General features: G+C 72.9%; 17 protein-coding genes. 9 read left to right on the top strand and 8 right to left on the bottom strand.

Annotation, left to right across the window (positions count from 1 at the left end):
* Nucleotides 1–133 precede the first annotated feature (133 nt).
* The gene (locus AB0L00_RS26670; protein ID WP_345361805.1) at nucleotides 134–1,051 is read left to right on the top strand and encodes a hypothetical protein; all 918 of its coding nucleotides are present in this window, start codon (nucleotides 134–136) and stop codon (nucleotides 1,049–1,051) included.
* 4 nt (nucleotides 1,052–1,055) lie between these two features.
* Here AB0L00_RS26670 and AB0L00_RS26675 read toward each other — a convergent pair whose 3' ends face one another.
* The 8 genes from AB0L00_RS26675 to AB0L00_RS26710 form a co-directional block, all read right to left on the bottom strand.
* On the bottom strand, nucleotides 1,056–2,654 hold the full coding sequence (locus tag AB0L00_RS26675; protein ID WP_364439454.1) for an AMP-binding protein: 1,599 nt from the start codon (nucleotides 2,652–2,654) through the stop codon (nucleotides 1,056–1,058).
* 40 nt (nucleotides 2,655–2,694) lie between these two features.
* Nucleotides 2,695–3,771, bottom strand: a complete 1,077-nt coding sequence (locus AB0L00_RS26680; RefSeq protein ID WP_364439457.1) for a hypothetical protein — start codon at nucleotides 3,769–3,771, stop codon at nucleotides 2,695–2,697.
* A 99-nt stretch (nucleotides 3,772–3,870) separates the two neighbouring features.
* Nucleotides 3,871–4,938: an LLM class flavin-dependent oxidoreductase gene (locus AB0L00_RS26685; protein WP_364439460.1), complete on the bottom strand. Its 1,068-nt coding sequence runs from the start codon at nucleotides 4,936–4,938 to the stop codon at nucleotides 3,871–3,873.
* 149 nt (nucleotides 4,939–5,087) lie between these two features.
* Nucleotides 5,088–6,230, bottom strand: coding sequence for a lysylphosphatidylglycerol synthase transmembrane domain-containing protein (locus AB0L00_RS26690; RefSeq protein WP_364439463.1), 1,143 nt, complete (start codon nucleotides 6,228–6,230; stop codon nucleotides 5,088–5,090).
* Nucleotides 6,231–6,944: 714 nt separating this feature from the next.
* A complete protein-coding gene (locus AB0L00_RS26695; RefSeq protein ID WP_364439466.1) occupies nucleotides 6,945–7,949 on the bottom strand; it encodes an acyl-CoA dehydrogenase family protein in 1,005 nt (334 codons plus the stop codon).
* Nucleotides 7,950–8,388: 439 nt separating this feature from the next.
* The gene (locus AB0L00_RS26700) at nucleotides 8,389–9,717 is read right to left on the bottom strand and encodes a threonine/serine exporter family protein (protein WP_364439469.1); all 1,329 of its coding nucleotides are present in this window, start codon (nucleotides 9,715–9,717) and stop codon (nucleotides 8,389–8,391) included.
* Between the two features lie 331 nt (nucleotides 9,718–10,048).
* Complete coding sequence (locus AB0L00_RS26705; RefSeq protein ID WP_364439472.1) at nucleotides 10,049–10,504, bottom strand: ferritin-like domain-containing protein; 456 nt, start codon at nucleotides 10,502–10,504, stop codon at nucleotides 10,049–10,051.
* A gap of 105 nt (nucleotides 10,505–10,609) precedes the next feature.
* Nucleotides 10,610–11,113, bottom strand: coding sequence for a hypothetical protein (locus AB0L00_RS26710; RefSeq protein WP_364439475.1), 504 nt, complete (start codon nucleotides 11,111–11,113; stop codon nucleotides 10,610–10,612).
* A 167-nt stretch (nucleotides 11,114–11,280) separates the two neighbouring features.
* Here AB0L00_RS26710 and rimP point away from each other — a divergent pair, with 167 nt between their 5' ends.
* The 8 genes from rimP (at nucleotide 11,281) to truB (ending at nucleotide 19,297) form a co-directional block, all read left to right on the top strand.
* Nucleotides 11,281–11,814: a ribosome maturation factor RimP gene (gene rimP, locus AB0L00_RS26715; RefSeq protein WP_364439478.1), complete on the top strand. Its 534-nt coding sequence runs from the start codon at nucleotides 11,281–11,283 to the stop codon at nucleotides 11,812–11,814.
* 11 nt (nucleotides 11,815–11,825) lie between these two features.
* Nucleotides 11,826–12,848, top strand: coding sequence for a transcription termination factor NusA (nusA, locus tag AB0L00_RS26720; protein ID WP_345361838.1), 1,023 nt, complete (start codon nucleotides 11,826–11,828; stop codon nucleotides 12,846–12,848).
* Between the two features lie 19 nt (nucleotides 12,849–12,867).
* Nucleotides 12,868–13,128 carry a YlxR family protein gene (locus AB0L00_RS26725; RefSeq protein WP_364439481.1) on the top strand — a complete coding sequence of 87 codons (261 nt, stop codon included), beginning with the start codon at nucleotides 12,868–12,870 and terminating at the stop codon, nucleotides 13,126–13,128.
* Between the two features lie 118 nt (nucleotides 13,129–13,246).
* Entirely contained in the window at nucleotides 13,247–16,366 is a 3,120-nt protein-coding gene (gene infB, locus AB0L00_RS26730) for a translation initiation factor IF-2 (RefSeq protein WP_364439484.1), read from the top strand.
* 189 nt (nucleotides 16,367–16,555) lie between these two features.
* A complete protein-coding gene (locus AB0L00_RS26735) occupies nucleotides 16,556–16,855 on the top strand; it encodes a DUF503 domain-containing protein (RefSeq protein ID WP_345362488.1) in 300 nt (99 codons plus the stop codon).
* Nucleotides 16,856–16,926: 71 nt separating this feature from the next.
* A complete protein-coding gene (gene rbfA, locus AB0L00_RS26740; protein WP_364439487.1) occupies nucleotides 16,927–17,409 on the top strand; it encodes a 30S ribosome-binding factor RbfA in 483 nt (160 codons plus the stop codon).
* Nucleotides 17,406–18,434 carry a bifunctional oligoribonuclease/PAP phosphatase NrnA gene (locus tag AB0L00_RS26745; protein WP_364439490.1) on the top strand — a complete coding sequence of 343 codons (1,029 nt, stop codon included), beginning with the start codon at nucleotides 17,406–17,408 and terminating at the stop codon, nucleotides 18,432–18,434. Before rbfA ends, AB0L00_RS26745 begins: the two co-directional genes overlap by 4 nt.
* Nucleotides 18,431–19,297, top strand: a complete 867-nt coding sequence (truB, locus tag AB0L00_RS26750; RefSeq protein ID WP_364439492.1) for a tRNA pseudouridine(55) synthase TruB — start codon at nucleotides 18,431–18,433, stop codon at nucleotides 19,295–19,297. Before AB0L00_RS26745 ends, truB begins: the two co-directional genes overlap by 4 nt.
* Nucleotides 19,298–19,317 lie beyond the last annotated feature (20 nt).

Here is a 19,317-nt window from a genome sequence, read left to right on the forward strand (position 1 = left end):
GTATTGCGGCGGATCCGGTATTTTCGGGAGCGGCCTGTGTCACCGCACGCCTCCATCCAGCTCGCAGGCGTCATCCGGCCGCGCGACGCGCCTCATATCGCTCTGCTTCTTCCCCTGTAGCCCAGGAGGCTGCTTGTTCTTCGGCATCATCCTCGCGTTGATCGCGACGGTCCTGTACAACGCCGGCTTCGTCCTTGAGAAGCGGGCGTTGCGCGACCTGCCCCCGATCAGCGCGCACCGGGTGGGCCACCTCGTCCGTGTCCTGTGCGGCAGCCGGGCGTGGGTGACCGGCTTCCTCGTCATGGGGATGGGGTTGCTCTGCCAACTCGGGGTGATGTCGCTGGTCCCGCTGAGCGTCGGGCAGCCGATCCAGCTCGCCGGCCTGGCGCTCCTGGTGGTGTTCTCCGCGGTGTTCCTGGGGGAGCGCACCACACCGCGGGAGTGGACCGGGCTGGGCGTGCTCGCGCTGTCGCTGCTGCTGGTCTGCCTGTCGATGGAGCCCACCCGGCTCGGCCTGCGCGCCGACACGGGCGTGCTGCTCGCCGTGTCGGCCGGCACGGTCGTCCTGGCCATGGGCGCGTTCCTCGCCGCCATGCGCTCGGGGCGGCGCACCGGCCGTCCGGTGCCCGGCGTGCTGTACGGCGCCGCCTCCGGCCTGCTGTACGGCGCGGGCGCGCTGCAGACCAAGGGCGTCGCCGGCTTCCTCGCCGACCACGCGGGCGGAGTCGTCGGCCGCACGATCGCCTCGCCCTACCCCTACCTGTACATCCTGCTGTCGGGCGCGGGCCTGCTGCTGTTCCAGACCGGCCTGCAGCGCGGCCGCGCCTCGATCGTGGTGCCGGTCTCCAGCGTCGTCGGCAGCGTGTACACCGTCATGGCCGGCACGGCGGTCTTCGGCGAGCCCCTGCCGGAGGACCCGGTCCGTCTCGTGTTGCGGTCGGCCGGGTTCGCCGCGTCGATCATCGTGGTCGTGCTGCTACCCCGCCACGACGAGGAGCCCGTCGAGGTGCTCGGCGCCCCGGCCCTCGTGACCTCCGACCAGGCGGGCTGACCTCCTAGCGGACGCCGACGCGGACGCGGGTGCGGAGCGCCTGCTTGTCGACCTTGCCGTTGACGTTCGCGGGCAGGGCGTCGACGAGCGTGACGTGCCGGGGGACCTTGTAGTTCGACATGTGCTCGCGCGCCCAGGCGACGATCTCGGCCGGCTCGACCGGAGCCGAGGGGACCACGAACGCCCATCCGACCTCGCCCAGCGTCTCGTGCGGCACCGCGACGACCGCCGCCTGGGCGACGGCCGGATGGTGCAGCAGCAGCGCCTCGATCTCCGCCGGGTAGGCGTTGAAGCCCCCGACGATGAACATGTCCTTCTTCCGGTCGACGATCGCCAGGTTGCCCCGCGCGTCGAGCGCGCCGACGTCCCCGGTGTGCAGCCACCCGTCGGCGTCCACGGCCTCCGCCGTGCGCTCCGGGTCATCCCAGTAGCCGCGCATCACGCCGTACCCACCGACGAGGATCTCCCCGCGCCCGCCGGCCGGCAGGTCCCTCCCGTCGTCGTCCACGACCCGCACCGTCACGCCCGGCACGGGCCGGCCGGTGGTGGCGGCGATCACCTCGACCGGGTCCCCGGCCCGCGTCATCGAGACGACGGTGCCCTCCATCAGCCCGTACGCGTTGATCATCCGGTCCAGCCCGACCCGCTCGACCAGCCGCCGGATCAGCTCCGGCGGCACCGCCGCGGCCCCGCAGATCGCCACCCGCAGCGAGGACACGTCGCGCCCGTCGACCTCCTCCAGGATCCGGTGGAACAGCGTCGGCGGGCCCGCCAGGACGCTGATCCGGTCCCGTTCGATCATCTCCAGCAGCGCGTCGGGCGCGAACACCGAGATCGGCATCATCGTCGCGCGTTTCAGCACGCAGGCCAGCAGCCCGGCGTTGATCCCGAATCCGTGTGAGAAGGGCGCGATGATCGGATAGTGGTCGTCCGCGCGGAGCGTCACGATCGAGGCCCAGTCCCAGTAGCCGCGGAGCAGTTGCGCGTGGGGCAGCATGACGCCCTTCGGCGTACCGGTCGTGCCGGAGGTGGCCATGATCTCGGCGAGGTCGTCCGGACCGACCGCCAGGGCGCGTTCCTCGGCGTCCCCGACCTCCTCGCCGGCCGCCAGCAGGGCCTCATACGAAAGGGCCGGAGCGGGCGCGCCGGTCCCGGCGAGGGTGACGACGTGCCGCAATTCCGGCAGGTCGCCGTACGGCCGTCCGCCGACCGGCCCGCCGCACACCTCCTCCAGCGCGCCGACGTAGGAGAAGCCGAGGAACCCCTCATCCACGAACAGCACCCGCGCGCCGGTCCGGCGGAGCAGGGCGGCGGCCTCGATCCCGCGGAACCGGGTCGACAGCGGGGTGATGACCGCCCCGGCGTCCCAGACGCCGTACGCGATGACCACCCAGGCCGCGGAGTTCGGCGCCCACACGGCGACGCGGTCGCCGGGCCCGACGCCGAGGGCGATCAGCCCGCGGGCCACCCGCGCGGCCTCCTCCCGGAGCGCGCGCAGCGTCAGCGTCGTGTCGCCGTCCACGACGACGACGTCGTCGGGATGGCGTGCCGCCTGGTCGCGCAGCATCCGCGGGATCGTTCCCCAGTCCGGCACCGGTTCCATGACACGCCCTCCGCTCCTGTGGGTGGGGAACGGCCTCCCGTCACTCCGTGACGGCCGCCCTGTCCCGGCCCAGGTGGTGTCCGCGCAGGTCGGTCACCGATCCCGGGCGGGCCTGTTCCGCGACGTCCTCCTCGACGACGACCTCGATGGCCACAGGGGTGATCGCGACGAGGGCCTGCTGGATGCGCGACCGCCACATCGGGTTCCGCACGAGCGTCGCGCGGTTGAACGTGACGTGCAGCGCGGCGGAGTCGAGCGTGCCCGCGCGGGAGACGCGCAGGTCCCAGTGCGCGATGCCGTCGATCCGGGCCAGGGCCGCGGCCACGCGCGGGAGCGAGAGCCACCGCCCCCGCACGAGGAGGTGCTCGCCCACGGTGTGGTCCGGCCCGGGGATTCCCGCGCCGCCGGTCAGGCGCACGACCTGCCCGGTGCGCAGCGTCGCGCCGGACAGGGTGGAGTGCCAGGTGGGGGTGACCACGATCTCCGTGGCCCCGGCCTCGTACGGCGGCTCCAGCAGCACGTCCTTGCCGATCGGCGCCACGCCGAGCAGCCCGTCACGGGCCGGGGCGTACGCGGCGTCGCGCGCGGACCGGTGCGCCATCGGCAGGCCGAAGAACGGGTCGACGTAGAGCTCGCCGACCTCCGCCTCGAACTCGGACGCCAGCTGGGCGTACGTGCCAGGCGAGGGGATCTCCCCGGCGAGCAGGATCCGGCGCAGGCCGAGGTCCAGCGGGTCGAGAAGGAACTCCAGGTGCAGCCGGGCGAGCAGGTCCATCGCGCCCGTGGGCGTCGTGATCAGCGTGGTCGCCCGTACCGCCTCCAGGGCGTGGTGCAGGCGGAGCCGGCCCCGCGGGCCAGGGGCGGCGGCGGCCTGGGCGATCTCGGCGCACGCCCGCGCGAGCAGGGCACCGGTCGCCTCGCCGTCGTTGTTCAACGCGACCACCACCCGGTCGGCCGGGCCGACGCCGGCGGCCCGCAGCGTCGTCGTGGCGAGGTCCAGCGCGGCGGCGCGGTCCTCGGCGCTCAGCGGCACGACCACGTCGGCCTCGGGGGAGACGAGCAGCAGCCCCGCCGCGTCACGGGGGACCGGGAGGGCGTCGCGGGTGGTCCAGGTCATGGGCCCTCCTTCGTCGGAGAGTCGACCCGTAGGGCTGCGTTCCCGATTCCCTCGCTTCGCTCGGTCATGACCCTCCTTCGTCAGGGAGGCGGGGTGCCGTCACCCCATCACCTCCTCCATGAACAGCCGCATCGAGGCGGTGACGTGATCGTTCGCCAGGCCGCCGACCTGGGCCTGGAGGATCAGGTCGGTGGCCCCGGCGGCCTGGATGCGTTCGACGGCCTTGCGGGAGCCCTCGACGTCGTCCACGACGACCATGTGGTGCTCGCGGAGCGTCTCCATGGCCTCCTCGGGCGGCAGGCCGGCGGCGAGCTGGCCCAGCACCCGGTGGGTGGCGTGCCGGGCGTCGTAGTAGTCCGGGGGCGTGACGAGGTTCACCTGGCGGCGGATGTACCACAGGATCGCGTCGGCGGCCCTCGAGACGGCCTCGTCCCTCGACGGCGCCACGTGCCAGGGGATCATGAGCGCGATCCGCCGGGTCTCCGGGTCGAAACCGTTGCTCGCCAGGCACTCCTTGTACTCGGCGATGTCCTCGGCCACGTCGTCGAGGCCCTTGAGCATCGTCATGCCGAGCAGGTTGTAGCCCTTGCGAGCCGCCGCGAGGTAGCCGTCCAGCGAGGTCGAGGCGACCCAGACCGGCGGGTGGGGCTCCTGGACCGGGCGCGGGTACACCGCGACGTTCGGCACCTCGAAGAACTCGCCGGACCTCGTCACCGGCTCGCCGTCGGCGGTCCAGATCGCCAGCACCGCCTCGAGGGTGTCCTCCCAGATCCGCCGGGACTGCTCGAAGGGCCGCTGGAACGCCTGGTACTCCAGGGGGGACGCCCCCCGTCCGGTGCCGAACTCCACCCGTCCGCCGCTGAGGACGTCCAGGGTGGCGACCCGCTCGGCGGTGCGCACGGGGTGCTGGAACGGCAGCAGGACGACGCCCAGGCCGAGATGGATTCGCTCGGTCCGCTGCGAGCAGGCCGCCAGGACCAGGTCGGGCGCGGAGGAGTGGGAGAACCCGCGTGTGAAGTGGTGCTCCACGAACCATGCCGTGTCGTAGCCGAGGCGATCGGCCAGGACGACCTGATCGATGACGTTCTCGAAGGCCCGTCGCTCGACCTCGCGGGTGCGCCCGCGCACCTCGAGCTCGTAACCCACGCTGACCCGTAGGGACATCACGCCTCCGGCAGTGTGCTCCGAATGACCAAGCGCTCGCTTGGGAAGCGTAGCAGTGCGATCGCACGGCAACAAGGCGTGGGCGGCCGAGCGGGTCGGGCGGACTCGGCGGAGTTCGTCCGCCAGGGCGGCGGAGGTCGCGGTCGAGCGGGTCAGGCGGACTCGGCCGAGTCCGGCCCCGGGACGGCGGAGGCCGCGCCGACCGGCAGCAGTGCCGGGGGCGGCGACACCGCCCCGCCGCCGGGCGCCGTCCGCGCGCCGAGCCGCGGCAGGTCCTGGTCGCCGAGCCGGACCGCCAGCCAGGCGAGCCAGCCGGCGCCGATGACGCCCCAGAAGGACGCGAGCCGGTAGAGCGCCACCGCGGCCCCCGCCGGGACGGCCTGCGCGCCGAACGCGACCAGGGAGGCGGCCAGGCTCGCCTCGATGGCGCCGAGCCCGCCGGGCAGCAGGGGGACGACGCTGCCGGCGGCCTGGGCGGCGTAGTAGGTGAGCGCGACGGCGTACAGCGACGTGTGCACCCCCACCGCGTGCGCCGCGGCCGCGAGGGAGAGGATGTCGAAGGACCAGTTCAGCACGGCCATCAGACCGAGGACGCCCCAGTCGAGCGGCCTCAGGCGTAGGGCGCCCCGGCCCTGCCACATGTCGGTGAGCGGCGCGGCGAGGCGGTGCCGCAGCAGCGGGCCGAACACGCGCAGCGCCAGGCGGTTCATGGCGTCCCGCCGCCACTTCCACAGCAAGGCGACCGCGCACAGCGCGCCGGCCAGGGCCATCAGGCCGGTGATCGCCGTGGACCGGGAGTGCGGCTCGGCCACCAGAGCGGTCAGGCCGACGACGGCGTAGCCGAGGTTCATCACGACGCCGCCCAGGACGATCACGGCCGTCGCCAGCCGTGGCGTCGCCCCGGCACGACGGAACCGGCGGAACGTGAACGCCACGCTGACCGCCGGGCCCACCGGGAGCGTGGTCGACAGCGCGTTGCCCGCGTAGGTGATCTGCAGGGCCCGGGGCAGGGACATCCGGACTCCGCCCGCCCGCAGCAGCCGCCGCTGCACGCGCGTGAACATCGTCATCGAGGCCAGTTGGGTCAGCACCACCACGACCAGCCAGCCGGGGGCCGCGTCGGTCGCGACGTCCCACAGCGCGCCCGCGTCGGGCAGCCGATCGCGGAACGCCCACGCCGAGACGCCGATCGCCCCGAACATCGCCGCGCGTCCCGTCCAGCGCAGCCACCGACGGCGCACCGGGGGGCGCGCCGTGGATGGGGCGTCGTCGGACGTCGGGGGGATGTCGGTCACAGGGGGGCACCTCGCGGGGGTCTCGCTCGCTGAACGAGTCGCCGGCGGGTCGGCATTCCCCGGTGCCGTCCCCGGCGAGGCCGGTGTGTCCTACGTCACCGGCGGGCCGCCCGAGAGCCTCACGTCCCCCTCATTGCCTACGGGGCGCCCGGGGAGCTTCCGTTCCCTTCATCGTCGGCGGGGCGACTGGGGAGGTCGCGTTCCCTCGTCGTCGGCGGGGCGCCCGACGGCCTCGCGCTCCCCTTACCGGTCCCGATCGGTGGAAGCGGTCCGCGTCGCCGGTCGATCGGGCGGCATGATCTCGTGGAGGTGCCGCCTCAGCGCGGTCCGGGAAGCGTCCGCATCGAGGCGCCCGGGCTGCAGGACGGAGTGCAGGGCGAAAGGCGTTCGCGGAACGTCAGGGGAGCGGCCGTCCGGCCGGTTCGGCGCCGGGCCGTCCGGGGGCATCCGGCGGCGGCGCTCGACAGACGGCGGTCCGTGCCTTCCTGAGATACCTCGACGAGGCTCCGGCGCGGGACGGGAAAGGAACGGCGAGTGAGCCGGGCCGTGCGGAGCCTGTCGTCCGCGGGCGCTCGAGGCGTCGCGGACGGCGACGGAGACCGGATCCTCCGCGAGCTCGCGATGGACTACCTGATCAAGGGGATGATCGTCGTCGTCGCCCTCATCGTCCTCGTGGTGGTGCTGACGATCATCTACCGGAAGGTCGGCAGGTGGTCACAGTGCCAGGGCGGCGGCGAGCCGGGCTCGGTGCGCCTCGGGCGTCCCGAAGAGCCGCGCGGACGAGGTCGCCCGCTTGAGGTGCAGGTGGGCGTCGTGCTCCCAGGTCACCCCGATGCCGCCGAGGACCTGGATCGCCTCACGCGCCGCGTGCAGGTACGCCTCGGCGCAGTACGACCCGGCGAGCGCGGCGTACACCGGCAGGGACTCCGGCTCCCGGTCGGCGACGCGCGCCGCCTCGTACGCGGCGGACCGCGCGGACTCGACCCGCAGCAGCACGTCCGCGAGCTTGTGCTTGATCGCCTGGAAGGAGCCGATCGGCCGGCCGAACTGGACGCGGGTCCGCGCGTGCTCGACGGCCGTCTCCAGGCAGCGCTGGGCGCCGCCGACCTGTTCGGCGGCGAGCGCGGTCAGCGCGACGTCGCGCACGCGGCTCAGGTCGCCGTCGATCCGCTCGGCCGGGGCCCCGTCGAACCGCAGGCGCGCCAGCTTTCGCGTCTGGTCGAACGTCACGTGCGGAGTCCGTACGACGTCGGCGCCCCGCACCGCGTAGACCCGGTCGGCGGCCGCGCAGACGATGACGTCGGCGAGGCACCCGTCGAGGACGTACGACGCGGTACCGGTCAGGCGGTCGCCGTCCGCCGTCAGATCCCCGCCCAGGACGACGGTCGCGAGCAGGGAGCCGTCGGCGATCCCGGCGAGCAGCCGTCCCTCCCGCACGGCGTACGCGGCGAGCACCGCGGTGGCCAGGTACGGGACGGGGGTCAGCGCCCGGCCCAGCTCCTCGCAGACGACGGCGAGCTCGGTGAGCCCGCAGCCCGCTCCGCCGTGCTCCTCCGGGACGGCGAGTCCCGTGAGCCCGAGTTCGCCCGCGAGCCGCCGCCACAGCGCCGCGTCGTGCGCGGCCGGGTCGGCCATGAGCCGTCGTACGGCCGCGGGCGGGCACTCCTCGGCCAGGAAGGCGCGGACGGTCGTACGGAGGTCGTCGAGTTCGTCGCTCACAGCGCGATGATAACCAAACGCTTGCTAGGTGCCCGTGATCGGCCGATGGTCCGACCAGGCCGAGGCCGACCTGCACGCGTGGGCGCGGGAGCTGCGCCGACCCGGCGTCACCTGGAGCAGGATCGTGCGAAGCGGCCGGAATCAAGACTCGGGGAAGGCTCGTGCTGCCGGGCGATTCGTCTCGATGTGGGAGTTGATTTCGACGGGTTCACCGAGCATTACGGCCAGGCGGCTCCCGAGCGCGCCTCCCAGGCACGCGATCAGCAGGCCCATGCCCGGCGCCACCGTCCGGAGAGGCAGAGGGCAGGCGCCATCGCCCACGGAGGCGGCGGACGCCAGTGATCGGCGGTCAGAGCGGCGGCGGGCCGGCGTCACCGTTCGGCGAGGCGGCGGGCAGGTGCCACCGCCCACAGAGGGGGTGGACACTGGTGATCGGCGGTCAGTAGCCGCGGGTGCGGCGGGCGGCAGGGCGGGCGCCGCGGCCGGAGACGCCCAGTCCCACCCGTTGGAACGAGCGCACGAACTCCCCGCCCAGGTTGACGCCGGCGCCCAGGGCCAGCGCCACCGAGATCCCGCCGATCAGGCTCAGCATTCCGGTCTGGGGCAGCCCGAGGTTCAGCTCGATCATCCCCCGGTACAGCGCCGTTCCGGGCAGCAGCGGCGCGATCGCGGGCACGATGTACGGGAGCGCGGGCTCCTGGCGGCGGCGGGCCAGGAGGTTCCCGAGGAGGCCCACGACCACCGCGCCGATCGCCGAGGCGAGCACCGGCGTCACCCCGGCGCCCCGCGCGAGGACGTACACCACCCAGATCAGCGCGCCGCCCAGCGCGGCCGCCGCGAGCGCCCGGCGGGGGACGGCGAGGGACACCGCGAACGTCAGCGACACGGCCGCCGCGGCGATGACCGTCACGGGCAGGAGGGACGTGGGCGCGGTCGGCAGGGCGCCCACATCGACCGGGACCCCCAGGCGCACGGCGACGTACACCACCACCCCGAGACCCGACACGATGGCCGCCACGATGAAGAACACCTCGAGCAGCCGGGCGGCCGCGCTGATCAGGTCGCCCGTGATGCCGTCCTGGATGCTGGCGACGAGCGGCCGTCCCGGCAGCAGCGCCAGGACCGCACCGGTCACGATCGCCGAGGCGTGGCTCGGGGCGCCGATCGCGATCACCAGCGAGGCGCTCGCCGCGCCGATGGCGGCGGCCACGGTGAGCTGGAAGAACTCCGCGACACCGCGACGCGCCAGCGCGGCGGCCGCGCGGTCGCCCAGGATCGTCGCCACGAACGCCGTACCCGCCACGAGCGGCCCGCCGCCGACCATGACACTGGCGGACGCGGCGATCAGGCCGAGGCCGACGATCATCAGCCACGGCGGGTACGGCGGCGGCATCCGCTTGATCTCCGCCAGCCGGCGGTGCGCCTCCTCGACGTCGAGCAGGCCGAGAGACGCCTCCTGAACCAGCGCGTGCAGGGCGACCAGCCGCCAGTACGCGGGGAAGCGGCGCCGGATGGCCCGCCCGCCGGTCACCGGCATCGCGCCGTTGCCGGGATGGACGTTGACCGTGATGACGGTGAAGGTGACCGCGACGTCGGCGCGGGGAAGCTCGTACGCGACCGCGAGGCTCAGCATCGACTCGTTCACGCGCTCGGTGGCCTCGCCGCTGGCCAGCAGCAGCTCACCCACGCGCAGAACGAGATCGAGGGCGCGCGGGGACACGGAGTCGCCGGGCTCCTCTTCAAGCGGTTCGATGGACGCGTCGCCCATCAGCGTCCGCAACGTTCCTCGGAGTCGATTCGCCGCAACGCCCATAAGTCAGCCCGTAACCCCCAATAACGGTTGTCCCGGGGCAGGTTATCCGGAGCCGCGAAACGGGCGGTCGGCCATCCGGCTCACGAGACGGGCGGTCGGCCCTCGGGCTCGGAAAGACGCGTCGTCGGCTCTCCGGCTCGGATGGGCAGGCCGTCGGCCTTCCGGCCGGGGAGACGGCCGGCAGTCCGGCTCGGGACGACAAGCCGGACTGCCGGCGGCTCAGGACGACGAGGCGTCAGCTCTCGGTTCGGGCGGACGGGCTGTCAGTCCTCGGGAAGACGGGCCGTCAGCCCTCCGGTTTGGGAGAGAGGGCGCCGGTCGGCAGCCCCGGGAACGCCTCCGACGGCGGCGCGTCCCGCCAGCGGACCGCGCGCACCGCCGCCTCCTGCATCGCCTGGGCGGCGTAGCGGCGGAGGTTCGGATCACTCGCGCCCGCCAGCACCGCGTAACCCGCGATCACGCCGTCCTCGAGCGTGGCGGCGAGCCGTGCCGCGCTGCTCGCCGAGGTGACCTTGAACGGCAGCCGATAGGCGGCGGCCGCGGCCACCGGACGGCCTCCGGCGCTCTGGATGTAGCCGCGCAGCCGGTCGCGTCGGCTGCGATGGGCGTTCCAGATCAGCGTGACGTTCTGCCGCTGGGCGGGCGAGACGTGACCACCGAGCACGCCGTACCCGAAGACCGCGACGTGCTCCGCGGCGAGCGCCGCCTGCAACGCCGCGACCGTGTCCTGCGTGCCGGTCATGGGGCCTCCTGCGTCGGCGGAGTGACCAGAGGTGCTGTGTTCATGGTTCGCTCGCTGCGCTCACTCACGGGGCCTCCTGCGTCGGCGGAGTGACCATCGCACCCATCAGAGGCCCCCGGTGAGGGACTGGGCGTGGCCTGCCTCACAGGCGCCGATGCAGGCGAGCAGCTGGGCGAGCGCCGGGTCGACCCGGCGGGCGTCGTCGGCGCGGGCGCTCGCGGCCTTGCGCTCGGCCGACCGCAGTGCTGCGAGGGCGTGCGACTCGGTGCCCGGCGCGGTCGCGGTCGCCTGTGGGCTCGGCGTGGCGGTGCCGGTCTTCGTGCCGGGGACGTAGTGGCGTCTCAGGACCGCCAGATGCTGCGTGTGGTGATCGTGCAGCGGTTTCAGCCGGTCGGCCAGGTTCCGGTGCGCGCCGAGCACCGCCTCGTACAGCGCGATGAGCGCCGCCTCGTTGTCGATCGCGGCGGTCAGCACGGACACCGTAGGGCCGGGCGGCGGTGCCTGCGCCTGTCCGACGCTGGTGCATCCGGTGATCGTGGCCAGCACCGCGGCGGAGCCACCGAGCATCGCCGTGCGCCGCGTGGGAGCCGGGAACCGCAGCGCGTCCAAGCGTGCCTCCGTTCGTGATCTCTTGCACTCCGCGGCGCAAGCATTCCACAAGGGTGTGCCCGCCTGCTGGCGATGCGGGCACCCGGCCCCCTCGGCTGTGGATAGTCTTGGGTGCGGAGTGGGCGCATCGGGCGGCCACCGTCCCATCAGGCATGAAGGAGGCCCACATGAGCGTGGACGGCCGCCATGGCAGCGCTCAGGCGGGCCGGCGCGGATCCGGGCACGAGGCGCGGGCCGCGTTGATGCGACTGCTCGAACCCGTGGTCGCCGGTGCCGGGTACGACCTGGAGGACGTCATCGTGACCCCGGCCGGCAAGCGCCGGCAGGTGCGGGTCATCGTCGACGCCGACGGCGGGGTGAGCCTCGACGACGTCGCGGACATCAGCCAGGAGATCTCGCAGGCCCTCGACGACAGTGACGCGATGGGCTCCGCCCCGTACGTCCTCGAGGTGACCTCACCGGGCGTCGACCGGCCGCTCACACAGCCGCGGCACTGGCGGCGCGCGGCCGGCCGTCTCGTCCGCGCGACGCTCTCCGAGGGCGGAGACCTCACCGGCCGGGTCGTGAGTGCCGACGACACGGCCGTCGTACTGGACAGTGACGGCCGTGAGCGCCGGTTGGGCTACGACGAGCTCACCCGCGGACTGGTCCAGGTGGAGTTCAATCGCCGGGGCGACGACGCCGCCGGCGACGAGGACTAGGGGGAGGCCTCGTGGACATCGACATGACCGCCCTGCGGAGTCTCGAGAGTGAGAAGGACATCTCTCTCGACCTCGTGGTCAAGGCGATCGAGGAAGCATTGCTCATCGCGTACCACCGGACCGAGGGTGCGGCGCCGAAGGCGCGCGTCGAGCTCGACCGGAACACCGGTCACGTCACCGTGTGGGCGACGGAGACCGATGAGGAGGGCGTGGGCGTCCGGGAGTACGACGACACGCCGACCAATTTCAGCCGGATCGCGGCGACCACCGCGAAGCAGGTCATCCTGCAGCACCTGCGCAACGCCGAGGACGAGCTGACGTTCGGCGAGTACGCCGGGCGTGAGGGCGACATCGTCGCGGGCGTGATCCAGCAGGGCAAGGACCCGCGCAACGTCCTCGTCGACCTCGGCAAGCTCGAGGGCGTGCTGCCGCCGGAGGAGCAGGTCCCCGGTGAGAACTACGACCACGGCGAGCGGATCCGCTCGTACGTCGTGCAGGTCAAGAAGGGGCACCGCGGGCCGCTGGTGAAGCTGTCCCGTACCCACCCGAACCTCGTGAAGAAGCTCTTCGCGCTCGAGGTTCCGGAGATCGCGGACGGCACCGTGGAGATCGCGGCGATCGCCCGGGAGGCCGGCCACCGTACGAAGATCGCCGTGCGGTCCCGTAAGGCCGGGGTCAACGCCAAGGGCGCCTGCATCGGGCCGATGGGCAGCCGGGTCCGGAACGTCATGCACGAGCTGCACGGCGAGAAGATCGACATCGTCGACTGGTCGGACGAACCTGCCGAGTTCGTCGGGAATGCACTGTCCCCGGCGCGGGTTAACCATGTCGAGGTCGTCGACGCCGAAGGGCGGGCCGCGCGGGTCGTGGTGCCCGACTACCAGCTCTCCCTGGCGATCGGAAAAGAAGGGCAGAACGCCCGTCTCGCCGCACGGCTCACCGGCTGGCGAATCGATATCCGTCCCGACACCGAGTCGGGATCTTCTACCGAAGGGGAGCATGCGGCAGGTCCCGCCGACGCCTCGACGCGGTAGACTGATGAATTGTGGCCGAGTGGCCCCACGGCGCACGTGTGTGGGCTGCCGGGTTCGCACGGCCAAGTCCGACCTGCTGCGCCTGGTCGTGATCGAGGGCTCCATCGTCCCCGATCCGCAGGGGCGACTGCCGGGAAGGGGCGCCTCCCTGCACCCCGACCTGGCGTGTTTTGAGCTGGCCGAGCGTCGTCGGGCGTTCTCGCGGGCATTCCGCCTGCCGGGACCGCTCGACATCAGTGCGCTCCGGCGCTGGTTCGAGACAGGGCAGGGCGGTTCGTAAGCGACGTCTAGTCGGAAGCAGGTCGAGATTGCTATGAGCGCTCGATGAGCACGCAGCGATGATTACCGCAAGGTAGCGACGGTCCGTGGACGTTTCCCCGGGCCGAGTAGGGAGTGCAGTGGCAAAGGTCCGGGTGTACGAGCTCGCCAAGGAGTTCGGTGTTGAGAGCAAGGCCGTCATGGCCAAGCTCAACGAGATGGGCGAGTTCGTCCGTTCGGCGTCCTCGACGATCGAGGCGCCGGTAGTACGCAGACTTAAAGAAGCATTCGGTGGCGGGCCGGCCAAGCCGTCCGCCGACAGAAGAGGATCGGCTCCGGTTCCGAAGCCGGGTCCGCGCAGGCCCGTTCCGGGTCCGAAGCCGGCCGCACCGCGGCAGGAACAGCAGCCTCGCCAAGAACAGCAGCCCCGCCAAGAGCAGCAGCCCCGGCAGGAGCAGCAGCCCCGGCCGGATCTGAAGCCCGAGTTCAAGCCGGAGGCGGCGCGCTCCGAGGCGCCGTCCGCCCCCCAGGCTCCGAAGCCGGGTCCCCGTCAGCCCGCGCCGCGACCCGCGACGCCCCGTCCCGGCCCGGCCCAGCAGGGCGGCGGCGGTGCTCCCGGGCCCAGGCCCGGTCCCCGTCCGGGGCCTGCGGCCGGTCGTCCCGGCTCCGCGCCGAAGCCCGGTCCGCGTCCCGGTGGCGCGGGCGGTCCCGGTGGTGCCGGTGGCACGGGCGGTCCCGGTGGGCCGCGTCCGGCCGCGCCCGGCCAGCGTCCCGGCGGCGGTCGCCCGCGTCCGGGCAACAACCCGTTCTCTTCGACCAACACCGGCATGGGTTCCGCCAAGCCGGGTCCGCGTCCGGGTCCCCCCGGCCAGCGCGGCGACCGCCCCGCGGGTCCGCGCGGCGACCGTCCGGGCGGGCCCCGTGGTGACCGTCCCGGCGGCGCGCCTCGTGGCGACCGTCCGGCGGGCGCCCCGCCGCGTCCGGCACCGCCCGGCGGCCGTCCGGGTGCTCCCGGTGCCGGCGGTCCCCGTCCGAACCCGGGCAGCATGCCGCCCCGGCCGGGAGGCCCGCGGCCCAGCCCGATGAACATGCCGTCCCGTCCGCAGCGTGACACGGGTGGCCCCGGCGGCCCGGGTGGTCGCGGTCGTCCCGGTGGTGGCGGCGGCGGTGGCCGTCCCGGCGGCGGCGGTGGCCGTCCCGGTGGTGGCGGTCGTCCCGGTGGTGGCGGCGGCTTCGGCCGTCCGGCCGGTGCCGGCGGCGGTGCCGGTCGTCCCGGTGGTGGCGGCGGCTTCGGCGGCCCGCGCCCCGGTGGCGGCGGTCGTGGCCGTGGTGGCACGCAGGGCGCGTTCGGCCGTCCGGGCGGGCGTCCCGCACGCGGTCGCAAGTCCAAGAAGCAGCGGCGTCAAGAGTTCGACAACATGCAGGCGCCGGCGATCGGCGGCGTGCGTGTTCCCCGTGGTAACGGCAAGACCATCCGGCTGCCGCAGGGCGCCTCGCTGACCGACTTCGCCGAGAAGATCGGCGCCAACCCGGCGTCGCTCGTCGAGGTGATGCTGCACCTCGGTGAGATGGTGACGGCGACCCAGTCGGTCAACGAGGAGACGCTGCAGGTCCTCGGCACCGAGCTGGACTACGACGTCCAGGTCGTCAGCCCGGAGGACGAGGACCGCGAGCTGCTCGAGTCCTTCGACATCGAGTTCGGCGAGGACGAGGGCGGCGAGGAGAGCCTCGTCTCCCGGCCGCCGGTGGTCACCGTCATGGGCCACGTCGACCACGGTAAGACGAAGCTGCTCGACGCGATCCGCAACGCCAACGTGGTGGCCGGCGAGGCCGGCGGCATCACCCAGCACATCGGCGCCTACCAGGTCGCGACCGAGGTCGACGGCGAGGAGCGCAAGATCACCTTCATCGACACCCCGGGTCACGAGGCGTTCACCGCCATGCGTGCCCGTGGTGCCGAGACGACCGACCTGGTCGTCCTGGTGGTCGCCGCCGACGACGGGGTGAAGCCGCAGACCACCGAGGCCATCGACCACGCGAACGCGGCCGGTGTGCCGATCGTCGTCGCGGTCAACAAGGTGGACAAGGAGGGGGCGGACCCGCAGCGGGTGCGTGCCCAGCTCACCGAGTACGGCCTCGTCGCCGAGGAGTTCGGTGGCCAGACGCAGTTCGTCGACATCTCGGCGAAGCAGCGGCTGGGCATCGAGGACCTGCTCGAGGCGGTCGTGCTGACCGCCGACGCCGAGCTCGACCTGCGGGCCAACCCGGCCCAGGACGCGCAGGGCGTCGCGATCGAGGCGCACCTCGACAAGGGCCGCGGTTCCGTGGCGACCGTGCTCGTGCAGCGCGGCACGCTGCGGGTCGGCGACTCGATCGTCTGTGGTGAGGCCTTCGGTCGCGTCCGGGCGATGCTCGACGAGAACGGCAACAACGTCGATGAGGCGCTGCCGTCCCGTCCGGTCCTGGTGCTGGGCCTGTCGGCCACGCCGGGCGCCGGCGACAACTTCATCGTCGTCGACGACGACCGGATGGCCCGGCAGATCGCCGACCGCCGTCAGGCCCGCAAGCGCAACGCCGAGCTGCTCCGCAGTCGCGGCCGTCGCACCCTCGAGGAGCTGTTCAAGGACCTCGAGAAGGGCGAGGTGCAGGAGCTGCTGCTCGTCGTCAAGGGCGACGTGTCCGGTTCGGTGGAGGCCCTGGAGGACGCGCTCCTCAAGATCGACGTCGGCGACGAGGTCGGTCTGCGCGTCATCCGCCGCGGTGTCGGTGCGATCACCCAGGACGACGTGAACCTCGCGCTCACGTCCCAGGGCACGGTCATCATCGGCTTCAACGTCCGTCCCGAGCGCAACGCTCAGGAGCTGGCGGACCGCGAGGGCGTCGACATCCGCTACTACTCGGTCATCTACCAGGCGATCGAAGAGGTCGAGGCGGCCCTCAAGGGCATGCTCAAGCCCGAGTTCGAGGAGGCCCAGCTCGGCACGGCGGAGATCCGCGAGATCTTCAAGGTGCCGCGCATCGGCAACGTCGCGGGCTCGATGGTCCAGTCCGGCACGATCAACCGCAACAGCAAGGCGCGTCTGATCCGCGACGGCGTGGTGGTCGCCGACAACCTCACGGTGTCCTCGCTCCGCCGGTTCAAGGAGGACGCGACCGAGGTCCGCGAGGGCTTCGAGTGCGGTATCGGGGTCGGCTACGGCGACATCAAGATCGGCGACATCATCGAGACCTTCGAGATGCGGGAGAAGCCGCGAGTCTGATCCAGACCCGAAGGCCCTGAGACGGCCGACCCGGCGTGGGTGGCGTGCGGCTCTGTCGCACGCCACCTAGGCCTGTCTCGAAGTCCCCGCGCGCTGCGGACGGGGACTTCGAGACGGGTCCTGGCTGTCGGCCCGTTCCCCTAGGGTGATGATGCGGATGACCGGAACGGATCGCGCGGGGTGACCGTTGTGTATGTGGGATCGCTGACCCTGGACCTGTTGCTCGGCGACGTACGCTCGCTGAAGCAGAAGCGTTCCGTCGTCCGCCCGATCGTCGCCGAGGTACGGCGCCGGTTCCCGGCGGTGGCGGCGGCCGAGACCGGTCATCTCGACCTGCATCGGCGGGCGGAGATCGGTGTCGCGGTCGTGTCCGACACGGCGGGCAACTGCGTCGAGGTGCTCGAGGCCTGCGAGCGTCTCATCGCCGGGCGACCGGAGATCGAGCTCCTGTCCACCAGGCAGCGGCTCTTCAACGAAGAAGAGGCGTGATCGAGGCCCGCGAGGCATCGGCGAGGACACGTACCGGCCGCCCCCAGCGGCCGAACGACAATGGAGGAACTGTGACCGACCCCGCGCGGGCCCGAAAGCTCGCCGATCGCATTCAGCAGATCGTCGCGGAGATGCTGGAGCGGCGGATCAAGGATCCGCGGCTCGGTTTCGTGACCGTGACGGACACCAGGCTGACCAACGACCTGCGGGAGGCGACGGTCTACTACACCGTGTACGGCAGCGACGCCGAGCGCGCCGACAGCGCCGCGGCGCTGGAGAGCGCCAAGGGCATCATCCGCTCGGAGGTGGGCAAGCGCACCGGCGTGCGGCACACGCCCAGCCTGACCTTCGTGCCGGACGCGCTGCCCGAGAACGCCCGCCAGATCAACGACCTGCTCGCCAAGGCGCGCGCCGCCGACGAGCGGGTCGCCAAGGCGGCCGAGAACGCCCGGCCCGCGGGTGACGCCAACCCGTACCGGGAGACGCTGATCTCCGACGATGTTGACGAAACCGACAGCGACGGCGGCGACGACGCGGGATACTCCCGGTCGTGAGCTCCGCGCCGGGTAAGGTCCCAGCCATCGCCGCCGACGAGTGGGCCAGGGCGGTCGACGCGATCGGGCGGGCCGACGAGGTCTGCCTCGCCTGCCACGTCTGCCCGGACGGCGACGCGCTGGGTTCGATGCTGGCATTCGCGCAGGCGCTGCGCGTGCTGGACAAGCCGTTCACGGCCTCGTTCGGTGACGCGTTCGTCGTACCGCGGATCCTGCGCTTCCTGCCCGGCCTCGACCTGCTCACCGACCCGGCCGACTTCCCCGCCGAGCCGGACGTGATGATCACGTTCGACGCGGCGAGCAGCGACCGCCTCGGCACGCTCGCCGCCAATGCGGGCAAGGCCGGGGAGCTGATCGTCATGGACCATCACGCGTCCAACACGCGGTTCGGCACCACGCACCTGGTCGACCCCGGCGCGGCGGCCACGGCCGTGGTCGCCGAGCACCTCATCGACCTGCTCGGGGTGCCGCTCACCCACGACATCGCGCTGGACCTGTACGTCGGGCTGGTCACCGACACCGGCTCGTTCAAGTACCGCTCCACGACGCCGGAGGTCCACGCCCTCGCGCAGCGGCTGCTGGCGACGGGCATCCGGCCCGAGCGGGTCGCCCGCGAGGTGTGGGACCGCGCGCCGTTCGGCTACCTGCCCGTGCTGGCGGCCGCGCTGGGCCGGGCCCGGCTGGAGCCGGACGTCGCGAACGGGCTGGGCCTGGTCTGGACGGCCGTCACCCGCGCCGACCGCGCCGCCCACGACCTCCCGTACGACCTGCTGGAAGGCGTCATCGACGTCGTCCGCCGGACGGACGAGGCGGAGGTCGCCGTCGTCTTCAAGGAGGACGACGAGGGCGCCTGGCAGGTATCAACGCGGTCCAAGGGCCGCATCGACGTCGGATCGGCCTGCGTGGCCCTCGGTGGCGGTGGCCACCGGATGGCGGCGGGATTCACCCTGCACGGCGAGGTGGAGCCGGCCGTCGAGCGGCTGCGCGACCTCCTGACCGAGAACGAGGTAGCGGCACGCCCATGAACGGACTTGTCATCGTCGACAAGCCGGCCGGCTGGACCTCCCACGACGTCGTGGGCAAGATGCGCCGGCTGGCGGGCACCCGCCGCGTAGGACACGCCGGCACGCTCGACCCCATGGCGACCGGTGTCCTGGTCATCGGGGTGGAGAAGGCCACCCGGCTGCTCGGGCACCTGGCGCTGACCGAGAAGACGTACGAGGCGGTCATCCGGCTCGGGCAGTCGACCAACACCGACGACGCCGAGGGCGAACTCACCGCCGCGGCCTCCGCGGCGGAGGTGACCGAGGACGCCGTGCGCAACGCCGTCGTCGACCTGACCGGGCCGATCGAGCAGATCCCCCCGCAGGTCAGCGCGATCAAGGTGAACGGTAAGCGCGCCTACAAGCGAGCCCGCGCCGGCGAGGAGGTCGAGCTCAAGCCGCGGCCCGTCACCGTGTACGAGTTCGGGATCGGCGCGCTGCGCCTCGAGGGCGACCTGCTGGACGTCACCGCGACGATCACCTGCTCGAGCGGCACCTACATCCGGGCGCTGGCCCGCGACATGGGGACGGCCCTGGGGGTCGGCGGCCACCTGACCGCGCTGCGCCGCACCCGCGTCGGGCCGTACGACCTGTCGATGGCGCACACGGTGGACCAGCTCGCCGAGAAGCTCACCGTGCTGCCGATGGAGGAGGCCGTGGCCGCCGCGTTCCCGCGGATGGACGTCTCCGAGGACGACGCGCGCAAGGTCGCGCACGGCGGCACGCTGGCCGCCACCGGGCTCGGCCAGGGCCCGATCGGGGTATTCGCCCCCGACGGAACCCTGCTGGCCCTCGTCGAGGAGCACGGCCCGGTCGCCAAGCCCCTCGCCGTCTTCGTGTCCTGACTCGGCGCGCCGTCCGGTCA

It is taken from the genome of Actinoallomurus sp. NPDC052308, assembly GCF_040679195.1.
Classification (GTDB): domain Bacteria; phylum Actinomycetota; class Actinomycetes; order Streptosporangiales; family Streptosporangiaceae; genus Actinoallomurus; species Actinoallomurus liliacearum.